General features: G+C 43.5%; 13 protein-coding genes. 9 read left to right on the top strand and 4 right to left on the bottom strand.

Annotated elements, in window-relative coordinates; genetic code table 11:
* The first annotated feature begins 263 nt into the window (after positions 1-263).
* From KTR07_RS14570 to KTR07_RS14560, 3 genes are read left to right on the top strand one after another with little or no spacing between them, the layout of a single operon-like run.
* Positions 264-2,474 carry a S9 family peptidase gene (locus KTR07_RS14570; RefSeq protein WP_011109162.1) on the top strand — a complete coding sequence of 737 codons (2,211 nt, stop codon included), beginning with the start codon at positions 264-266 and terminating at the stop codon, positions 2,472-2,474.
* On the top strand, positions 2,474-3,322 hold the full coding sequence (lipA, locus tag KTR07_RS14565; protein WP_008759868.1) for a lipoyl synthase: 849 nt from the start codon (positions 2,474-2,476) through the stop codon (positions 3,320-3,322). The genes KTR07_RS14570 and lipA overlap by 1 nt, the downstream gene beginning before the upstream one ends.
* A gap of 57 nt (positions 3,323-3,379) precedes the next feature.
* The gene (locus tag KTR07_RS14560; RefSeq protein ID WP_072066195.1) at positions 3,380-4,501 is read left to right on the top strand and encodes a hypothetical protein; all 1,122 of its coding nucleotides are present in this window, start codon (positions 3,380-3,382) and stop codon (positions 4,499-4,501) included.
* Here KTR07_RS14560 and KTR07_RS14555 read toward each other — a convergent pair.
* From KTR07_RS14555 to KTR07_RS14545, 3 genes are read right to left on the bottom strand one after another with little or no spacing between them, the layout of a single operon-like run.
* Positions 4,467-5,171, bottom strand: coding sequence for an SAM-dependent methyltransferase (locus tag KTR07_RS14555; protein ID WP_008764403.1), 705 nt, complete (start codon positions 5,169-5,171; stop codon positions 4,467-4,469). The two genes, KTR07_RS14560 and KTR07_RS14555, sit on opposite strands and share 35 nt — an antisense overlap.
* 33 nt (positions 5,172-5,204) lie before the next feature.
* The gene (locus KTR07_RS14550) at positions 5,205-6,212 is read right to left on the bottom strand and encodes a gliding motility lipoprotein GldB (protein ID WP_117981128.1); all 1,008 of its coding nucleotides are present in this window, start codon (positions 6,210-6,212) and stop codon (positions 5,205-5,207) included.
* A gap of 6 nt (positions 6,213-6,218) precedes the next feature.
* Positions 6,219-7,076, bottom strand: a complete 858-nt coding sequence (locus KTR07_RS14545) for an enoyl-ACP reductase (protein WP_008759864.1) — start codon at positions 7,074-7,076, stop codon at positions 6,219-6,221.
* A gap of 349 nt (positions 7,077-7,425) precedes the next feature.
* Between KTR07_RS14545 and KTR07_RS14540 the strand changes: the two genes are divergently transcribed.
* From KTR07_RS14540 to KTR07_RS14525, 4 genes are all read left to right on the top strand, one after another.
* Positions 7,426-9,042, top strand: a complete 1,617-nt coding sequence (locus tag KTR07_RS14540; protein WP_011109161.1) for a glycoside hydrolase family 28 protein — start codon at positions 7,426-7,428, stop codon at positions 9,040-9,042.
* Positions 9,043-9,193: 151 nt separating this feature from the next.
* Positions 9,194-10,426, top strand: coding sequence for a DUF4861 domain-containing protein (locus tag KTR07_RS14535; RefSeq protein WP_011109160.1), 1,233 nt, complete (start codon positions 9,194-9,196; stop codon positions 10,424-10,426).
* Between the two features lie 164 nt (positions 10,427-10,590).
* Positions 10,591-12,267, top strand: coding sequence for a glycoside hydrolase 43 family protein (locus KTR07_RS14530; protein ID WP_117980079.1), 1,677 nt, complete (start codon positions 10,591-10,593; stop codon positions 12,265-12,267).
* Between the two features lie 73 nt (positions 12,268-12,340).
* Positions 12,341-12,991, top strand: coding sequence for an HAD family hydrolase (locus tag KTR07_RS14525; RefSeq protein WP_008764399.1), 651 nt, complete (start codon positions 12,341-12,343; stop codon positions 12,989-12,991).
* 112 nt (positions 12,992-13,103) lie between these two features.
* Here the strand turns inward: KTR07_RS14525 and KTR07_RS14520 are convergent, their stop codons facing one another.
* Positions 13,104-14,417, bottom strand: a complete 1,314-nt coding sequence (locus tag KTR07_RS14520; RefSeq protein WP_103877564.1) for a right-handed parallel beta-helix repeat-containing protein — start codon at positions 14,415-14,417, stop codon at positions 13,104-13,106.
* 344 nt (positions 14,418-14,761) lie between these two features.
* Here KTR07_RS14520 and KTR07_RS14515 point away from each other — a divergent pair, with 344 nt between their 5' ends.
* Together KTR07_RS14515 and KTR07_RS14510 are read left to right on the top strand one after the other, a co-directional pair.
* Positions 14,762-19,057, top strand: a complete 4,296-nt coding sequence (locus KTR07_RS14515) for a hybrid sensor histidine kinase/response regulator transcription factor (RefSeq protein ID WP_055300472.1) — start codon at positions 14,762-14,764, stop codon at positions 19,055-19,057.
* Between the two features lie 87 nt (positions 19,058-19,144).
* Positions 19,145-22,114, top strand: coding sequence for a sugar-binding domain-containing protein (locus tag KTR07_RS14510; protein WP_011109155.1), 2,970 nt, complete (start codon positions 19,145-19,147; stop codon positions 22,112-22,114).
* Positions 22,115-22,608 lie beyond the last annotated feature (494 nt).

The following is a 22,608-nucleotide window of genomic DNA, read 5'->3' as shown; positions in this document are numbered from 1 at the left end:
AAATTTTGATATTATTTTGATATCACAAATATATCACTTTTCATTCTGATAATGCAAGGGGAAAGACTCTTTTTTCTCCGCAATACATCATTTTTAACTAAACAGCAGTCATCCGATACTAAACAAATTTAAAAGGCGTAAGAAAATAAGGGTTTAATTCAAACAAAAACAGGATGTACTTTGAGGTATTTAAGTTTATTGTTATTTTTGCAGGGTATGAACTTAACCCCCTTAAACAAGTAAAATATAAAACGATTTATAAAATGAGAAAAGTAAGTTTAGCCCTGCTCCTCTGCCTTCTCTGCCTCGCCGGAATGGCACAAGGACAAAAGGCACTTGATTTAAAAGATATTACCTCCGGACGCTTCCGCCCGGAAAATATTCAGGGAGTCATCCCCACACCAGATGGAGAGCACTACACACAAATGAACGCCGATGGTACGCAAATCATCAAATACTCATTCCGCACAGGAGAAAAGGTAGAGGTGATCTTTGACGTGAACCAGGCACGCGAATGTGACTTCAAGAATTTCGACAGCTATCAGTTCTCACCCGATGGTGACAAATTACTGATCGCTACCAAAACGACCCCGATATACCGGCATTCATACACAGCTGTGCATTATATATACCCTTTGAAACGAAATGATAAGGGAGTTACGACAAACAACATTATTGAACGGCTGTCCGACGGCGGACCTCAACAGGTCCCCGTCTTTTCTCCAGACGGAACGATGATCGCTTTCGTGCGTGACAATAATATATTTCTCGTAAAGCTGCTCTACGGTAACAGCGAAAGCCAGGTGACCGAAGATGGCAAGCAAAATATGGTTCTCAACGGTATCCCCGACTGGGTATATGAGGAAGAGTTCGGTTTCAACCGCGCCCTGGAGTTCAGTGCCGATAATACCATGATTGCTTTCATCCGCTTCGACGAGTCGGAAGTTCCTTCCTATTCTTTTCCGATGTTCGCGGGAGAAGCACCGCAGATTACTCCTTTGAAAGATTATCCGGGAGAATACACCTACAAGTATCCGAAAGCCGGATACCCGAACTCGAAAGTAGAAGTACGTACGTACGACATCAAATCGCACGTGACCCGCACCATGAAGCTTCCGATAGATGCAGACGGATATATCCCCCGCATCCGCTTCACGAAAGATGCCAGCAAACTTGCCGTTATGACATTGAACCGCCATCAGGATCGTTTCGACCTTTATTTTGCCGATCCGCGCTCAACGCTCTGCAAGTTAGTGTTGCGTGATGAGTCACCTTATTATATTAAGGAGAACGTGTTCGATAATATCAAGTTCTATCCGGAAACTTTCAGTTTGCTTAGCGAACGTGACGGTTTCAGCCATCTTTACTGGTACAGCATGGGGGGAAACCTTATCAAGAAAGTAACCAATGGCAAATATGAAGTGAAGGATTTTCTGGGTTATGACGCAACAGACGGCTCTTTCTATTATACCAGCAATGAGGAAAGCCCCTTGCGTAAAGCAGTCTACAAGATTGATAAGAAAGGCAAAAAGACAAAGTTGTCTCAACGTGAAGGAACCAATACGCCGTTATTCAGCAAATCGATGAAGTATTATATGAACAAATTCTCGAATCTGGATACTCCTATGCTAGTTACGCTGAATGACAACACAGGCAAAACCTTAAAAACGCTTATCACCAACGACCAGTTGAAACAAACGTTAGCCGGCTATGCTATCCCGCAAAAAGAGTTCTTTACCTTCCAGACTACGGACGGGGTAACTTTGAATGGATGGATGATGAAGCCTGTCAACTTCTCCGCATCCAAGAAATATCCGGTGCTGATGTACCAGTATAGCGGTCCGGGGTCACAACAAGTTCTGGATACTTGGGGAATCAGCTGGGAGACTTACATGGCCAGCCTCGGCTATATCGTTGTATGTGTAGACGGTCGTGGTACAGGAGGCCGCGGAGAAGCGTTCGAGAAGTGCACTTATCTCAAAATCGGCGTGAAAGAAGCCAAAGACCAGGTCGAAACAGCTCTCTATTTAGGCAAACAGCCGTATGTGGATAAAGACCGTATCGGTATCTGGGGATGGAGCTATGGCGGATACATGACATTGATGAGTATGAGCGAAGGAACTCCGGTATTCAAAGCCGGTGTAGCTGTTGCCGCACCTACGGACTGGCGTTTCTACGACACTATATATACAGAACGTTTCATGCGCACCCCGAAAGAAAACGCAGAAGGATACAAAGAATCATCCGCTTTCACACGGGCTGACAAACTGCACGGCAATCTGTTGCTGGTACATGGTATGGCAGACGATAATGTTCACTTCCAGAACTGTGCAGAATATGCCGAGCATCTGGTGCAGTTGGGTAAACAATTTGATATGCAAGTATATACCAATCGTAATCATGGCATATACGGCGGCAACACCCGTCAGCATCTATATACACGATTGACCAACTTCTTCCTGAACAATTTGTAATGGCTGACAGAGTGCGCAAGCCTGAATGGCTGAAAATAAATATCGGTGCCAACGACCGTTACACCGAAACTAAAAGAATTGTCGACTCCCACTGCCTGCATACGATATGCAGCAGTGGGCGTTGTCCCAACATGGGAGAATGCTGGGGAAAAGGAACTGCCACATTTATGATCGGCGGTGACATCTGTACCCGCAGCTGCAAATTCTGCAACACACAAACCGGACGCCCGCATCCACTGGATGCCAACGAACCGACACACGTAGCGGAGTCTATCGCTCTTATGAAACTAGATCATGCGGTAGTTACCTCGGTAGACCGTGACGACCTTCCCGATCTGGGAGCCGGACATTGGGCACATACCATTCGTGAGATCAAACGACTGAATCCGCAGACCACAATCGAAGTACTGATACCCGATTTTCAGGGTAGAATGGAACTGGTAGACCTAGTGATAGAAGCCAATCCCGACATCATTTCCCATAATATGGAGACGGTAAGACGCATCAGTCCCCTGGTTCGCAGTGCGGCCAACTATGATACCAGCCTGCAAGTGATCGGCCACATCGCCCGAAGCGGAACAAAATCAAAAAGCGGTATTATGGTGGGGTTGGGAGAAACTCCACAGGAAGTGGAAACCATTATGGACGACCTGCTGGCAGTCGGCTGCCAGATTCTTACGATAGGACAATATTTGCAGCCTACACACCGGCATTATCCGGTTGCCGAGTATGTGACGCCACAACAATTCGCCACTTACAAAACCATCGGTTTAAAGAAAGGATTCAGCATTGTAGAGAGTGCTCCTCTCGTTCGTTCATCCTATCATGCAGAGAAACACATTCGATAGAAAACAAAACACATTCCCTATTTGTTTTATAGGTAAAACCGGCAAATAAACATAAAGATGGATCATAAAGGAACACTTTCTTCCGCGTTTAACATGTCATTGGGTTTTATCCCCGTTATTATTTCCATTTTATTGTGTGAATTTATAACGCAAGACACGGCTATTTACATCGGTACTGGTATAGGTATCGTAGGGATATACCTATTACTACACCGTAAAGGAGCGCTAATTCCTAATTTTATTCTTTATATTGCCACCGGAATGCTAGCACTGCTGTCACTTGCAGCCTTGATTCCCGGTGACTATGTTCCGCCAGGTGCTCTGCCTCTTACCCTGGAAGTCAGTATCCTCATTCCGATGCTGATACTCTATATGCATAAAAAGAGATTTATCAACCACTTTCTGAGACAGATAGGCTCCTGCAATAAGCGCTTGTATGCGCAAGGAGCAGAGGCGGCAGTTGTTTCGGCCCGTTTTGCATTGATCTTCGGTATCCTGCATTTTATTATTATCAGTATTGTCGTTGCCAGTCAGGACCCTTTAAGCCAGACAAGCATGGTGATACTTTATAAGGTATTTCCCCCTGTCGTATTTGTGATGAGTATCCTGTTCAATCAGATTGCTATCCGGTATTTCAACCATCTGATGTCGCACACGGAATACGTGCCCATAGTCAACACAAAAGGAGATGTCATCGGAAGAAGCCTTGCCATAGAAGCCCTCAACTATAAGAATGCCTATATCAATCCGGTCATAAGAATAGCCGTATCTACTCACGGGATGCTGTTTCTTTGCGATAGACCGATGAATGCCATCCTGGATAAAGGGAAAACAGACATACCAATGGAATGCTATCTCCGCTATGGTGAATCCCTCACGGAAGGAGTAAACCGCCTGGTGCACAATGCGCTTCCACACGCAACGGAAGACTTCAAGCCGGAGTTTAACATTGTCTATCACTTCGAGAATGAAACAACCAACCGGCTCATCTATCTTTTCATCGTCGATATCAAAGATGATTCTATCCTTTGCACTCCCCGTTTCAAGAACAGTAAGCTATGGAGTTTCAAACAGATAGAAGAAAATATGGGCAAAGGCTTTTTCAGCAGTTGCTTCGAAGATGAATACGAACACCTGAAAGATGTTATTTGTATAAGAGAAAAATACAGGGAATCTTAGACAATTCGGGAATATGCCCTTTCCAGTCTTTCACCGTGCGGGTTTGTATAAACTCGCCTTCGCAAGTTATATTGGCAGCAATACATAGTTTTGTCTGCGGACGGCAATTCTGCAAGATATCTTCTATCATCTTATGATTCCGGTAAGGAGTTTCGATGAATAGCTGTGTCTGACTTTCAGCATAGACACGCTGCTCCAGTGTTTTCAGTTTCTTAGCCCGTTCTCCCGGTTCTATCGGCAGATAGCCATGAAAGGCAAAACTCTGTCCATTGAATCCCGAAGCCATCACAGAAAGAATAATAGAGGAAGGTCCTACCAGAGGAATCACTTTCAGTTTCTGGCGCTGGGCAATGGCAACCACATCTGCTCCCGGATCGGCAACGGCAGGACAGCCCGCCTCCGAAATCACCCCCATTGAGGCTCCACCCGCCAAAGGTTTCAGATAACCGGATATATCTTCAGGAGAAGTATGCTTATTCAAAGGATAAAAAGTCAGTGAATCAATATCTATTTCCCGATCAACCTTCTTCAGAAAGCGACGGGCAGAACGAACATCTTCGACAATAAAATGCCGGATACCACGAATGATCTCCGTATTATAAGAAGGTAACACCTGTTCAAGAGGTGTATCGCCCAATGTAACGGGCAACAGGTAAAGAGCAGTTTCCACTTTAGGTAATAGGTGATAAGTAATAGGTATGGGCTAGAGTTTCAGGTAACCGGACTCTTCGAACATACTCTGATAATCGGTAAGTTCCAGCAGATCCTTTATTTTAAGATCTTTATGCTTTTTCATGTAGGATGCTATAATCCGTGCTCCCACCCACGAACCGATCAATGCAGGGGCTTGTCCTCCCAGCATATCAACAGTAGGCGCCGGTTTCATATAGTAGCGGATCACCATTGGGTCACGTGCGTGCAGATGATCGTTTGCACAGATATACTCCCAGATATCCTTTTCGTTTTTCCTGCACCATTCGTTCTCCTGATCGGAGTATCCCATTGCCTGACCAATATCGTCATAACCAAGCAAATGCTGCACCACATAATTGATTTTGCCGGAATGCATCATCAGATCGACCAGACAAGTACCTTCATGATAGTTCATTTCGTAACGGCTAAGGAGATAGAATGCGAAACAATCCGGCACAATCCGTTCCGGACGCATCGAGGTACATTGATAGTCATAGTAGAAACGTTTGTAGAGAGGATAGTCTTCTCCCATATACTTATCGAGGCTGATTCCCAGCAATGTATCTACCAGAATGATCGATTCATTGAATGCGGATATCTGCGAATAAATAAATGGTATTTTCGTATCGGGGACTTCCTTCTTCAGCTTCCGGAATCCTTTGGTGAGCCCTTTTTCTACTTCGTCAAGATTGGGATATTTAGCTTCGACATCGCTCAGCAAGCGAAGCAAGGTGCTATCCGAGTAGAATTTTTGCAAACGTTGAGAAATGGTATCGTCCTTTACCGTACCGATAGACAGTACATCTTCTATCAGAATCTTTGTCGGCTGGCGATAGTCCATTGTCAGTTTCTGCATAGCGGAAAAGCTGTTGGAGCGAACATATTCGCTCAACAGCTTATCGTATCTCAGAACAGAAATCCCTTCTTCCTTCTGCTCCGCAACTGTTCCTGTGCTTAAGCCGCAGGAGGCGAAAAGCATACCTATTAATATAGTAAGAAGAGAGATCCGTAGTTTCATAACCTTTTATCCGTAAATGATATTACCATTTTCGTCCATGTACTCATCCAGTCCTTTTTCGTAAGTAGCCATTGCACGAAGACTCATACCTACGCTGGAGAAACCACCGTCATGGAACAAGTTCTGCATGGTCACCTTACGGGTAAGGTCGGAGAACATCACGATACAATAATCCGCACATTCGTCAGCTGTTGCATTTCCAAGCGGAGACATACGGTTAGCGAAATCATACAGCTTATCCATACCTTTCACTCCCGAACCGGCAGTAGTAAAGGTAGGCGACTGTGAAATCGTATTCACACGTACGCTATGCTCACGACCGTAGATGTACCCGAAACTGCGTGCGATAGATTCCAGCAGGGCTTTAGCATCTGCCATGTCATTGTAGCCGTAAAAAGTACGCTGAGCAGCGACATAACTCAAAGCTACGATAGAACCATATTCCGCAATAGCGTTCAGTTTCTTGGCGGACTGAATCATTTTATGGAACGATACAGCCGAAATATCCAATGTCTTGTCCAACATTCCATAGTCAAGGTCATCATAAGTACGTTTCTTGCGCACGTTAGGAGACATACCGATAGAGTGCAATACAAAATCAATTTGTCCGCCCAATATATCCATAGATGTCTTGAATACATTCGTCAGATCTTCCACACTGGTGGCATCTGCCGGCACTACCTGACAGTTTAGTTTTTCAGCTAATGCATTGACTTCACCCATACGGATAGCCATCGGAGTATTTGATAATGTAATAGTTGCACCTTCTTCCACGGCGCGCTCTGCTACTTTCCAGGCGATAGACTGGTCGTTCAGTGCACCGAAGATAATTCCTCTTTTTCCTTTCAACAAGTTGTTACTCATATCTTCTAATAGTTAAATTTTGTGCAAAGATAGTATCTTTCTGCATAAAAACACGAGAAGTGTGCAAATATTAGACATAAATGACAAAAAATACACGTATTCTATCAATAACTCCACATCTGCCTGAAGTTTCCCCCTTATCTTTGCCAATGATAATTAAGAGGTTTTTTCATAATATTTATTTTAAGGTTAGAATTAGGTTAACATGAATTTGTCTTATTCCTTTCCGGCAGGCTGCCTGCGAGAGGTCGCCTGCGGAGGGAGATAAGAGTTATGAGAAGCCATCTTAGAAATCGAAAGAGAATACCAGAAAAACAATAAATGTATAACCCTATAGAAAAGTTACTAAATGAACACAATGACAAGAAGACTCCTCTGGATGGTCGTATGTTGTTTGCCGTTTGTCTCGGGATGCAAACAAAGTGAGTGCGCAATAAGCGAAAACGCAATAGATGACACCATTTACCAGAATTTACCTTTCGAAATGCCGAAAGTACAGCAGCCGGTTTTTCCTGCTTATGAGGTAAATATCTCTAAATTCGGAGCCAAGGGGGATGGGATGACCCTGAATACGAAAGCAATCAACGATGCTATAAAAGAAGTAAACCAACGTGGCGGAGGTAAAGTTATCATCCCAGAAGGCACTTGGCTGACCGGACCTATCGAACTGCTCAGCAACGTGAATCTTTATACAGAACGCAATGCCCTGATACTCTTCACCGGTGACTTTGAAGCATATCCTATCATCCCCACTTCTTTCGAAGGATTGGAAACACGCCGCTGTCAATCACCGATTTCTGCTCGTAATGCAGAGAATATCGCTATCACAGGATATGGAATATTTGACGGAAACGGAGACTGCTGGCGCCCGGTGAAGAAGGAAAAACTAACAGCTTCGCAATGGAATAAACTGGTAAAATCGGGTGGTGTACTCGATGAACAGGAAAGAATATGGTATCCTACCGCCGGTTCGCTGAAAGGTGCAATGGCCTGCAAAGACTTCAATGTGCCCGAAGGCATCAACACGGACGAAGAATGGAATGAAATCCGTGCATGGTTGCGCCCCGTATTACTGAATTTCGTGAAAAGCAAGAGGATTTTGCTGGAAGGAGTTACTTTCAAGAACTCACCGAGCTGGTGTCTGCATCCGTTGTCATGTGAAGACTTTACAGTGAATAATATTCAGGTAATCAATCCCTGGTATTCTCAGAACGGAGATGCACTCGATCTGGAATCTTGCAAGAATGCACTGATCCTGAATAGTGTATTCGATGCGGGTGACGATGCCATCTGTATCAAATCGGGCAAAGATGAGAACGGCCGCCGCCGCGGAGAACCTTGCCAGAATGTAATCGTAAAGAATAATACGGTATTACATGGGCATGGCGGATTTGTAGTAGGCAGTGAAATGTCCGGTGGTGTGAAGAATATCTATGTAGAAGATTGTACATTCCTGGGAACAGATGTAGGTCTGCGCTTCAAAAGTACCCGCGGACGTGGCGGTGTTGTAGAAAACATCTATATCAATAACATCAATATGATCAATATACCGAACGAACCGTTACTTTTCGACCTGTTCTATGGTGGCAAAGGAGCCGGAGAAGAATCGGAAGAAGATCTGCTGAGCCGTATGAAGACGGCGATTCCTCCTGTAACCGAAGAGACTCCTGCGTTCCGTGATATTCATATATCAAATGTCATTTGCAGAGGTTCGGGACGTGCGATGTTCTTCAACGGACTTCCGGAAATGCCTATCCGTAACGTAACTGTGAAGAATGTTGTGATGACGGAAGCTACTGACGGAGTCGTTATCAGTCAGGTAGACGGTGTCACACTCGAAAATATTTATGTAGAATCAACCAAAGGAAAGAATATACTGAATGTCAAAAGCGCCAAGAATCTGAAAGTCGATGGAGAGACTTATGAAGAGATTGACGCCAAAGGACAGATATTGAATTTCAAATAAGAGATTCCACCACAGAAAACCACAAAATCATTATATAGAGTAAAAAGCTCAAATAGCAGACTAATTTATCTTCCAAAGATAAGCCGGTCTGCTATTTTTTCAATTACTTTTGCAGAAAGAAATACGACGTATAATATCATGCCTTAAAATCATGAAGAAGAATATTTTTATCATCACACTCCTTGTCGGGTGCTGCTCTCTGTCCGCCTGGGCTCAAAAACAGGAGAAAACCATTACTGTAGAAGTAAACAATAACTGGAACCGTGCCAAGACGGATGAACCGGTAGTAATCAACTTGCGTGACTTGCATACCGGATTTAAAGTAAAGTCTGCCGTAGTAATGGAAGGAAGCACTGAAATTCCTTCTCAGCTGGACGACCTGAACAGAGACCGTAAGATGGATGAACTGGCATTCGTTACCAGCCTCCCTGCTCACGGAAGAAAAACATTTCAGGTAACCCTGTCTTCTGAAAAGAGTACGAAAACCTATCCGGCACGGGTTTATGCGGAAATGTTCATTGCTGACCCGAGAAAAGGAAAGCATCAGTCAGTACAGGCAATCACTGTCCCTGGTACAAGTAATATATATAGTATGGTCCGTCCTCATGGTCCTGTACTGGAATCGGAACTGGTAGGCTATCGTCTTTACTTTAACGAAAAACAGACACCGGATATCTACGGTAAGTTCAATAAAGGACTGGAAATCAAAGAATCTCAGTTCTACCCTACTGACGAACAGTTAGCAAGAGGATTCGGTGACGATGTCCTCCGGGTATTCGACAGTTGCGGTCCGGGTGCTTTCAAAGGATGGGACGGAAAGAAAGCAACTCATATCACTCCGGTGGCTACCCGTACGGAACGTATCATCTCTTACGGTCCGGTGCGTGTCATCGCAGAAATCGAAGTGACAGGCTGGAAATATCAAAATGCGGAATTGGACATGATGACCCGTTACACACTCTATGCCGGACACCGTGATCTTCGTATCGAGGCATTCTTCGACGAGCCGATTAAGAACGAAGTGTTCTGTACAGGCGTTCAGGATATTGTCGGTACCGCAGAATCTTACTCGGATCACAAAGGGCTTGTCGGCAGTTGGGGAACAGACTGGCCGGTAAACGATACCGTGAAATATGCCAAAGAAACAGTAGGTCTTGGGACCTGCATTCCCCAACGATATGTGAAATCGGAAGAGAAAGACAAAGACAACTACCTCTACACCATCACATCTCCGGGAAGCAAATACTTACAGTATCACACCACTTTCACTTCCATGAAAGAAACTTTCGGCTATAAGACACCGGAAGCATGGTTCGCTTATCTCCGCGAATGGAAAGAAGAATTGGTACATCCGGTAACGGTCAAAATAAAAGATATTCATTAAACAAAGCATACAAATACAGTTAAACAATCAAATACTGGAGTATTTACCAGTTTTTATACCGACTCTGCACAATTATTACTCCTTTGTGCGGAGTCTTTTTTTTACCTTTGCCCCATTGAGAGACTTCAACTGAATCTTTAATATCAAACTATTATACCTATATCATGAAACGATTGACACAGACTTTAGCTTTTTGCCTGCTAACTGTTTTCACTGCGGTAGCACAGAAAAACTATGTATCCGAAGTATGGGTTTCCGATCTCGGAAATGGTAAATACAAGAATCCGGTGCTCTATGCCGATTATTCCGATCCGGACGCTTGCCGCGTAGGAGATGATTTCTATATGACTTCTTCCAGCTTCAACTGTCTGCCGGGATTGCAGATTCTACATTCCAAGGATTTAGTGAACTGGACGATTATCGGAGCTGCTGTTCCCTATGCCCTCACCCCTATTGAAACACCGGAACGTCCGGAACACGGCAACCGTGTCTGGGCACCCAGTATCCGCCACCATAACGGAGAGTTTTATATCTTCTGGGGAGACCCGGACCAAGGCGCTTTCATGGTAAAAGCCAAAGACCCGCAAGGTCCGTGGACGGAACCTGTTCTGGTTAAACCGGGAAAAGGAATCATCGATACCTGCCCGCTTTGGGATGAAGACGGAAAAGTATATCTGGTACACGCCTATGCAGGAAGCCGCGCCGGACTGAAAAGTGTAATCACCATCTGTGAATTGAATAAGGAAGCGACCAAAGCCATCACCCCCTCACGCATTATCTTCGACGGTCACGAAGCACACCAGACGTGTGAAGGCCCGAAGTTTTATAAAAGGAACGGCTATTATTATATCTTCCATCCGGCAGGCGGTGTGCCAACCGGTTGGCAGGTAGTACTCCGTTCTAAAAATGTGTATGGTCCTTATGAATGGAGAACTGTACTGGCGCAGGGTGATTCTCCCGTCAATGGACCTCACCAGGGAGCTTGGGTAGACACTCCTTCCGGAGAAGACTGGTTCTTCCACTTTCAGGATGTAGGCGCTTATGGTCGCCTTGTTCACTTGCAACCGATGAAGTGGGTGAATGACTGGCCTGTAATCGGTATCGACAAAGATGGTGACGGTTGCGGCGAACCGGTAATGACCTACAAAAAGCCGAATGTAGGAAAGATATATCCCATCTGTACACCGCAAGAAAGCGACGAATTCGACGGATATATACTCTCTCCGCAATGGCAGTGGCACGCTAATATCAATGAGAAATGGGCATATTATGCCGGAGACAAAAGTTATGTCAGACTATACTCTTATCCGGTAGTAGCGGATTATAAGAATTTGTGGGATGTAGCTAATCTGTTGTTGCAAAAAACTCCTTCGGACAATTTCACCACCACAATGAAACTGACCTTCATGCCTAATCCCAAACTGAAAGGTGAACGTACAGGTTTGGTAGTAATGGGCAGGGATTATGCAGGATTGATTCTGGAAAATACGGACAAAGGTCTTGTGCTGTCTCAAATTGAATGTAAAAAAGCAGATAAAGGAGAAGCGGAACAGGTAAACTCTTCTGTCGGTCTTACCCAAAACACGGTATACCTAAAGGTACGTTTCAGTTGCGACGGCAAGAAAATTAAAGCCAGTGAAGGAGGTAACGACCTCATTGTGATGTGCAACTTCAGTTATAGCCTTGACGGAAAGAAGTTCTTGCCATTAGGCAACCCTTTTCAGGCAAGGGAGGGACAATGGATTGGCGCCAAAGTCGGCATGTTCTGTACCCGTCCGGCTATTGTTACCAATGATGGAGGATGGACAGATGTAGACTGGTTCCGAATTACAAGGAAATGATTCGTTTTTTATTCCTATCTTTGTAAGCAGAAAGAAAGGAAAACAGGATTAACATAAAAAAACAAGAAGTTCAATGAAGAAACTAGTCATTTTCGATTTGGATGGTACATTACTGAATACCATTGCCGACCTTGCACACAGTACAAATTATGCCTTGAATAAGTTAGGATATCCCACACATGAGATCGAGAAATATAACTTCATGGTAGGAAACGGCATCGACAAACTTTTTGAGCGTGCCTTGCCGGAAGGAGAAAAGTCCAAAGAGAATGTACTGCGCGTACGCAAGGAATTCGTCCCTTACTATGACATTCATAATGCCGATGACAGCCGCCCTTATCCCGGTATTCCGGAATTGCTCTCATACTTACAGGATGCAGGTATTCAAATTGCTGTGGCTTCCAACAAATATCAGGCAGCCACCCAAAAGTTGATTGACCATTATTTTCCGGAAATCCATTTTACCGCTGTGTTCGGGCAACGTGAAGGGATAAAGGTTAAACCCGATCCAACCGTTGTATTCGATATTCTGGAAGTTGCCAAAGTAACCAAAGAAGAAGTGCTGTACGTGGGTGATTCCGGCGTGGATATGCAAACGGCTGCCAATGCAAGAGTGACAGTTTGTGGAGTAACATGGGGATTCCGCCCACGTGCCGAACTGGAAGAATTCAGTCCTCAATATATTGTAGATACCGCTGAGGAGATCAAACGTCTTATTCTCTAATATCTGAATCTACAGAAAGATCTCATTCTTCAAGCTGTACGATAGATCTATGCGGATTATATCAACATAGATCTATCATGCAGCTATTTTTCTTCAATAACAGAACAATATTTTAAAGATTCTGCGCAGAGAATTGAAAACCGATTCCCGCATCATATAATTTACTATTTCTTTTTAACTTCAGAAAATCAATATCCGGCAGACTTCCATCCGCTTTGCGAGGCAATGTTAACTGAGCAGGATCCAAACTTACAAAATCATCCTCACCTACGGTCATATCTACAGGAAGAAAAGAATTATTGATAATCATACATTCCTCCCGATTCACATCGACAATATGTTTTCCTGCAGCCCTCGGCTTATATGACAAATTATTCCGAATAATATGATCATATCCGTCCACGTCCACTATTTCTCCGGCAGACTTACGATTCAGCATACAGAAATTAGACGGATTCTGATAACCGGTATTATTGAACCAGGAAATTCCTCCCAAATGGTGATTGGCATAAAATCCTTTGTTCTTGTTTTTATATGCCAGACAATTCTTCACTACATGGTGTGGAATCTCATTCGGCATCTTCACTTTTGAGCGCATACCATAGCCACCCGCTTTAAACCCTGTACCATCTCCCGCACCCACAAATCCTCCGGGCTTATATCCATTATAAAACGCCCAGCAATCTTCAATCGTATAAGCTGCTTGTGCCTTTATCAAATCAAAACCGTCATCACTGTTGTACCAGGCCCGACATCCTTTAAACACATTTCCCGTATAGGAGGCAGAAGCCGGATGCCCACCGAAGCCATCCACATTTCCACCGGTACCATTCTCAGATACAGGGTCATAATTATTATAAGCATCACAGTTCAGTACGAGATTATGACTTCCCCGCACCAAATAAAAACCAATAGCCATGCCATCGTGCATCGCCAGATTCTCGTAAATATTATGATTTCCACCTTGATTGTATATACACTCCGACTGAGTATGCTCCCGGATAGTAACCTGTGTTTTGATAATCTCAAAATTGCGGAAATGGAGGTAAGAGCCTGATACATAAAAGACAGATACCCGTTTACCCTCCGGCTTTACTTCAGTCAGATTGAATATCGGACGTTCATCCTGATAACCTGTATAGCAGATTCTCTTGGCCTGAGTGCCACTTTTATTCATTTCAAAAACATAAGCGCGCAAATGATCTCCTCCCATCATCTGCTCTTCCCGTATCCGATACTCGCCTCCGCGAATATATACCGTATCTCCGGGAACGACTTTTGACTGCGCTTTTTGTAAAGTAGCGAAAGGTTTGTCAAGCGTGCCCGCATTTGAATCATCACCATTGGTAGCTACAAAATAATTCGTAGCCGAAAGAGACAGGAAACACTCCATAAAAAAAAGACTAATACCTATATGCTTTTTCATTATGCTTATATTTTAAAACCTATTGAAAACTGATTTCCATTTTACTGTTGTTAATGTGCTTCTTTATTACCTGACTCTTATCTTCTACCTCTAAACAAATATTCTGTAACCGGAAGTTTTTTCCAGTTACCGTTTTCATGCCGCTAAATTACAGCTTTCTTTATAGTTTAGAATGTACATGCGTACACAAAGCCTAGAAAATCGTATTTCACCTGAGATTTACATCAAGAATGAACGATAATACATCGTTTCTTTATTTTTCCGTACGCTATTACATCCTCTATTCTAAAAAGAAAATTAACTTTGTAACCATTAATAATAATGTAGAATCGTAGAAATCAAATATGAAAAATGCACTGCTGATATTCGCATTCTTATCTTTCTATCTCAGTTCAGTACATGCATCTGTCGAGATACGTTCGAACAAACTGACCACCGGTGACGGACTGGCGAATAATTCCATCCGATATATGTTTCAGGACAGCAAGGGATTTATGTGGATGGGAACCGTCAACGGATTAAGCTATTATGACGGCAACTCTTTTGTCAGTATCTACCCGGACCCTAATCTGCCGATTTCATTGGCCGACCCACGCATCCGGAATATGGAAGAAGACTCTAACGGTTTTTTATGGATCGCCACCCTCTCTTCTTTATATAGCTGTTACGATTTAAAACATGGGCGCTTCGTCGATTTCACCGGTTGCGGAGAATACAAACAGAGCTATTCGAAAAAAATCATTGCATCCGACCAGTCTATCTGGTTGTGGGATAACAATAACGGATGCCGTCGTGTCGTCTATCAGGATGGCCAGTTCTCGTCGCAGGCATACAAAAAAGAATTAGGCAACCTATCTTCTGACGAGGTACTGTTTGTCTACGAAAGCAATGACAGCCCCGGACATGTATGGATAGGAACCAAGCAAGGATTATGGAAATACCATGACGGCAAACTGGAAGCAATGGATACACAGGGAGAAAGCTGGGAACATATCTTTTCTTATGACCAATATACCTGCATTATTACCGGAAAAAAAGAAATCTACCGCCACTCTCTTTCCAATAACCGACTGGAGAAAATCGCTTCATTAACCGAACTCGGAGATACAGGTGTAATCACCGGAAGCCTCCGCCTGCAACATCAATGGGTGATGTTTACCGCCACTGGCAGTTACATCCTAGATCCCGTAACGGGAAAGCTGCGCCGGTTCTCCCGCCTGAATATTAAAAACGGTAACGTCACCAGAGACAATAAAGGGAATGCATGGGTACACAACTATACCGGCAACGTATGGTATGTCAATACCAGCACTGGCGACATCAAACATTTTCAGTTTCTTTCATCCGAGCATTTGGGATATATCGATGTAGAACGTTACTCTATCATTCATGATTCACGGGATATCATCTGGATTACGACTTACGGAAACGGACTCTTTGCCTACGATCTGAATACCGGCGATCTGCAGCACTTCACTTTTGAAGTCAGTCACTCCAGCCATATCAATTCCAATTATCTGCAATATATCATTGAAGACCGTTCCGGGGGTATCTGGGTGAGTTCCGAATTCTCCGGATTATCTCATCTGGAGATTCTGAATAAAGGAACGTTACGTATCTATCCGAATGGCGAAGATGCTTCTGACCGCTCCAACACGATACGTATGCTTTTACGTGGCAAAAACGGTAATGTATATATGGCAAACCGCATGGGTACCCTATATGAATATGATGCCGACCTGAAAAATATACTTCGTAGAGAGAAGTTTACACATAACGTATACAGTATGTGCGAAGATAATGAAGGACAGTTATGGTTGGGTATGCGTGGTATAGGATTACGTATCGGGGCTGACCAATGGTACCGATATAACAGTAAGGATAATAACTCCTTATCAAACGACAATGTCTACTTAATCTACCGTGACCGCAAAGGGCGGATGTGGATAGGAACATTTGGCGGAGGATTGAATCTGGCTGTCAAAACAGGCAACGGTTATCAATTCAAGCATTTCTTTCAAGACAGTTATGGAGAAAAACGGGTACGCGTCATACAGGAAGACCGCAACGGTATGATGTGGGTGGGTACCAACAACGGTATTTATATCTTCCATCCGGACTCACTGATCAACTCCCCCAAGAATTACGTACTTTACAATCATGTCAATGAAACATTCCCCAGCAATGAAATCCGCTGTCTGGTGAATGATCATGAAGGAAATATGTGGATTGGAACAACGGGAGCAGGCTTTGCCATCTGCTATCCGGGAAATGACTACCAACATCTGACTTTCGATTGTTATAGTATTAAAGACGGATTGCCCAACGGAGTCATACAGTCGATTGTTGAAGATCAGGACAACAAAATGTGGATTGCGACCGAATATGGCATTTCCCGCTTCACCCTCGCCACCAAGCAAATAGAGAATTATTATTTTTCTTCACATACACTAGGGAATGTATACTCTGAAAATACGGCTTGCATAAATGCTGACGGAAGATTACTTTTCGGTACGAACTACGGCCTGGTAGTTCTCGATGCCAATAAAGTGGAAAACATGGAAAAACTTGCATCGACCGTATTCACAGGGCTTCACATCAATGGAGCGCATATGTTGCCCGGTATGGATGATTCCCCTCTCAACGAAACCATGTCCTATACAGGGCAGTTAAACTTGAAACATTATCAAAATTCATTTGTCATTGCCTTTTCAACATTCAACTTTTTAAGCGGAGCATCCAAATATTCTTATCGGATGCCTCCATATGATTCGGAATGGAGCATCCCTTCAGCACAAAATTTGGCAACGTACCGTAATCTTCCTCCCGGTAAATACCAGTTGCAAGTGAAAGCCTGCAATGTAGCCGGCGTATGGGGGGAAGAAAGTACTATGGAGATTGTCATAGCTCCTCCTTTCTGGCAGACGACCTGGGCCTATCTGATTTATCTGGTATTCATTGGAATCGTCTGTTATTTCAGTTTCCATATCATACGAAATTTCAACAGATTACGCAATCGCATCGCTGTTGAGAAGCAATTGACCGAATATAAGCTGGAATTCTTCACCAATATATCCCACGAATTCCGTACACCGCTTACTCTGATTCAAGGTGCTCTCAACAAGCTAATCAATATAGAGAATCCTCCCAAAGAGATGCAACGTCCTTTAAAAACCATGGATAAAAGCACTCAGAGAATGTTACGCCTCATCAATCAGCTACTTGAATTCAGAAAGATGCAGAAAAACAAACTGGCCTTATCTTTGGAAGAGACGGACGTCATTGCTTTCCTTTATGAAATCTTCCTGAGTTTCAAGGATACAAGCGAGTCCAAAAACATCGATTTCAGTTTTGAGCCGTCACAACCTGCTTATAAAATGTTTATTGATAAAGGCAATTTAGACAAGGTTACCTACAACCTCCTATCCAATGCTTTCAAGTATACTCCTTCTAACGGAAAGATTATATTCAAAATAGATATTCAGGAAGACAAGCAACAGCTTCGTATACAAGTCATAGATAACGGGATCGGCATACCCAAAGAAAAACGTTCTGAACTGTTCAAGCGTTTCATGCAAAGCAGCTTCTCTCATAGCAGTGTCGGAGTAGGTCTCCACTTGACACACGAACTGGTACAGGTACATAAAGGTAATATCAGTTATGATGAAAATGAGGGAGGCGGTTCTGTCTTTACCGTCCTATTGCCGACTAATTCTGATATCTATCAGGAGAAAGATTTCCTGATTCCCAATCAGTTATTAACCGAAGAAGAGGAACAGCACTCCAAAGATTTTCTCAGAAATGAAACGTCAGAGGATACTTTCCAGCCTCCTGTCGATCCTTTGAACAAACGCAAAGTTTTGATTATAGAAGATGATACTGATATCCGTGAATTCCTAAGAGAAGAAATAGGAGTTTACTTTGAAGTTGAAGTAGCTGCTGACGGAACATCCGGTTTTGAAAAAGCAAGTACGTATGATGCTGATTTAATTGTTTGTGACGTTCTGATGCCGGGAATGAATGGATTTGAAGTGACACGCAAACTTAAAAATGAATTTACCACCAGCCATATCCCCATCATATTACTGACTGCCCTCAATATAGAAGAGAAATATCAGGAAGGAATTGAATCCGGAGCTGATGCGTATATCACGAAGCCATTCAATGTCTCTTTACTACTGGCAAGAATCTTCAAGTTAATCGAGCTACGGGATAAACTGCGCCAAAAATATTCTAACGAACCGGGATTGGCTCATTCCATTATCTGTACCAATGACAAGGATCAGAAGTTCTCGGTAAAGCTGAATGAAGTATTGAATGAGCACATGACCGATACCGATTTTTCGGTCAATGACTTTGCCGGAATAATGGGACTAGGACGTACTGTATTCTATAAAAAAGTACGGGGAGTGACCGGTTATTCTCCTTACGAATATTTACGTGTCATGCGGATGAAAAAGGCTGCTGAAATGTTATTGACAGAAGATCTCACCATAGCCGAAGTCGCCTATAGCGTAGGTATCAACGATCCGTTCTACTTCAGTAAATGTTTCAAGAACCAATTCGGGGTATCTCCATCTGCCTATCGGAAAAAGCTGTCTGAAGATGAAAATGAACCCATAAATGATGCCGACGTATGATCTTACAGGTTTTCCGTACTAATTTAAGGGGTGTTTCTTTCATTGATGTACTTTCTTTGCCAATGAAAAATTAATCATTAAGAAATCATGAGAAACAAACTCTTTCTATTTGTATTTCTGTTTGCAGTGCTGGCTATTGTTGATAGTCACGCTTTCGAACGCAAAAAATACAATTTCAACAGTGAATGGCGTCTGCAAATCGGAGACTTTCCCGAAGCTAAACAATCTCAATTCGACGATAGCCGGTGGAAAGCGGTCACTTTACCGCATGCCTTTAATGAAGATGAAGCCTTCAAAGTGTCCATCGAACAGCTGACGGACACAGTGGTATGGTATCGGAAACACTTTCGGATTCCGGCTTCCGGTAAAAAACAAAAAGTATTCATCGAATTTGAAGGAGTGCGCCAAGCCGGTGACTTCTATTTGAACGGACAATATCTGGGAAAGCACGAAAACGGAGTAATGGCGGCAGGCTTCGACCTGACACCTTATATTAAAGAAGGTGACAATGTACTGGCAGTACGTACGGACAATGACTGGATGTATCGCGAAAAAAGTACTAACTCCAAGTTCCAGTGGAACGACCGTAACTTCAACGCAAACTACGGTGGTCTGCCCAAGAATGTATTCTTGTACGTTACAGATGAAGTGTATCAGACTCTTCCTTTATACAGTAATCTGAAAACTACCGGAGTTTATATTTATGCTAAAGACATCGACGTAAAAGGACGCACTGCCACCATCCATGCAGAATCGGAAGTAAAAAACGACAGTCGTGAACCACGCCAATTTAGCTACCAGGTGGTCTTGCTGGATGCTGACGGCAAACAGGTGAAAAGCTTCGAAGGTGAGAAAGTAACCTTACAAGGTGGCGAAACAAGGGTAGTGAAAGCTGCTTCCAAAGTAAATAATCTCCATTTCTGGAGTTGGGGATATGGGTATCTTTATACTGTCCAGACGATTCTAAAAGACAATAAGAATCAAGTCTTTGATGAAGTAAGTACTCGTACAGGTTTTCGCAAGACACGATTTGCAGAAGGCAAAATATGGTTGAATGATCGTGTGATCCAGATGAAAGGATATGCACAGCGCACCAGTAATGAATGGCCGGCGGTAGGCCTGTCCGTTCCGGCATGGCTTAGTGACTACTCCAATGGCCTGGTAGTAAAAGGCAATGGTAATCTGGTACGCTGGATGCATGTTACCCCATGGAAACAAGACGTAGAGTCCTGCGACCGTGTAGGCCTGATTCAAGCAATGCCGGCAGGAGATTCCGAGAAAGACCGTACAGGACGCCAATGGGATCAGCGTACAGAACTAATGCGCGATGCGATTATCTACAACCGTAATAATCCAAGTATCTTATTTTATGAATGTGGAAACAAAGGTATCAGCAGAGAGCACATGATAGAAATGAAAGCTATCCGTGATCAATACGATCCTTTTGGCGGACGTGCTATCGGCTCTCGTGAGATGCTGGACATCCGTGAAGCCGAATATGGCGGAGAAATGCTTTATATCAACAAGAGTGAACATCACCCGATGTGGGCTACAGAATATTGTCGTGATGAAGGTTTGAGAAAATATTGGGATGAATACAGCTATCCTTTCCACAAAGAAGGAGACGGACCGTTACATCGTAACCAACCTGCAACAGACTACAATCACAATCAGGACATGCTGGCGATAGCAATGATCCGCTGTTGGTATGATTATTGGCGTGAGCGTCCAGGGACAGGTCGCAGAGTCAGTTCCGGAGGGGCCAAAATCATTTTCTCGGATACCAACACACACCACCGTGGTGAAGAAAACTATCGCAGAAGTGGAGTAACGGACCCTATGCGCATCGAAAAAGATGCTTTCTTTGCACATCAGGTCATGTGGAACGGATGGGTAGATACAGAAGAAGACAATACCTATATCATCGGTCATTGGAACTATCCCGCAAATACAGTAAAACCGGTCTATGTCGTTTCTACAGGTGAAGAAGTGGAACTGTTCCTGAACAGTCAGTCACTAGGAAAAGGCAAACGCGAATACAATTTCCTGTTCACTTTTGACAATGTGGCTTTTAAAGCCGGTAAACTGGAAGCTGTCAGCTACAACAAGGCCGGTAAGGAAATAAGCCGCTACGCAGTAAGTACCGTTGGTGAACCTGCCGGACTGAAACTGACAACGATACAAAATCCGGAAGGATTCCATGCGGACGGAGCTGACCTGGCATTAATACAGGTAGAAGTGGTAGATAAAGATGGAAAACGCTGTCCGCTTGACAACCGTACCATTCAATTCGACCTGAAAGGGAATGCCGAATGGCGCGGAGGCATCGCACAAGGAAAAGACAATTATATTCTTAATACCAGTCTCCCTGTGGAATGTGGTATTAACCGTGCTCTTATCCGCAGCACTACCCAAGCCGGCAAGATCACTCTGACCGCTAAGGCAGAAGGGCTCCCCAGCGCTACAATTACATTAGAAACCCTTCCCGTCAAAGTTAGCAACGGATTGAGTACTTATTTGCCTCAGATGACTCTGAAAGGTAATCTGGATAAAGGAAAGACTCCCCTTACCCCATCTTACAAAGACACAAAACGTGATATACGTATTGTATCCGCCAAAGCCGGAGCCAACAATGAGACTGTAAACCAAAGCTTCGACGATAATGAAAGAAGCGAATGGATGAATGACGGCAAGCTCAGCACCGCATGGATTACATATACGCTCGAAAAAGAAGCTGCAATAGATGATATCTGTATCAAATTGAATGGATGGCGTTCACGCAGTTATCCTTTGGAAGTGTTTGCCGGCAATACTATGATCTGGAGTGGAGATACGAATAAAAGCCTGGGGTATGTTCATCTTAATGTGGAAAAGCCGGTACGTTCCAAACAAATTACCATCCGTCTGAAAGGTAATACCAGCGATCAGGATGCTTTCGGACAGATCACTGAAGTTGCGGCAAAAGCAGCAAATGATATGGAACTCGAAGCAAAAGCGAACAAGAATAATGCTAATCTGAGAATTATTGAAATAGAGTTTCTGGAAGCAATCAAATAGAATAAAACATTTTCTCCCACCATAAAGGAGATATGTAAAAGAAGGTGTCACAAAAACCATATTGCCCCATAGGAACAAAAGATTAGTACGGAGAAACAACCGTCAATGAACCGTTCAGTAAGCTATTATGCAGGCTAGATTAATGTATCCGGTCAGTAACAATAGATTGTTTCATGTACGTGGTCCCATCAGTCTACGTACATGAGCCATTGGGTTTACGTACGTGAGCCGAACGGTTCATGAACATGGAACGAAGACATAAAACCGACTTAACAGATTAATCAAACCTTGCTTGCATATTAAGGTTACCGGGCTTTGTTCTTAATGTAAGCAGCATACCTTGGAAACATTAAGGTGTAAACAGCGTACATTGACGCCCAAAATGATGTTTTTAACACATGCAGGCGAAATCCTCAAGCTGATTATCTATTAACTGATAATCAATACTTTAAATAAAAGATTCATCAAGGAGAGGTGACAATAAGAATGGAAGA

Origin of the sequence: Bacteroides sp. MSK.20.82, from assembly GCF_019052485.1 — a bacterium.
In the GTDB taxonomy this organism is placed as follows: Bacteria; Bacteroidota; Bacteroidia; order Bacteroidales; family Bacteroidaceae; genus Bacteroides; species Bacteroides thetaiotaomicron.
Note: the sequence above shows the minus strand (reverse complement) of the source record. Positions and strands in the feature narration are given on the sequence as shown.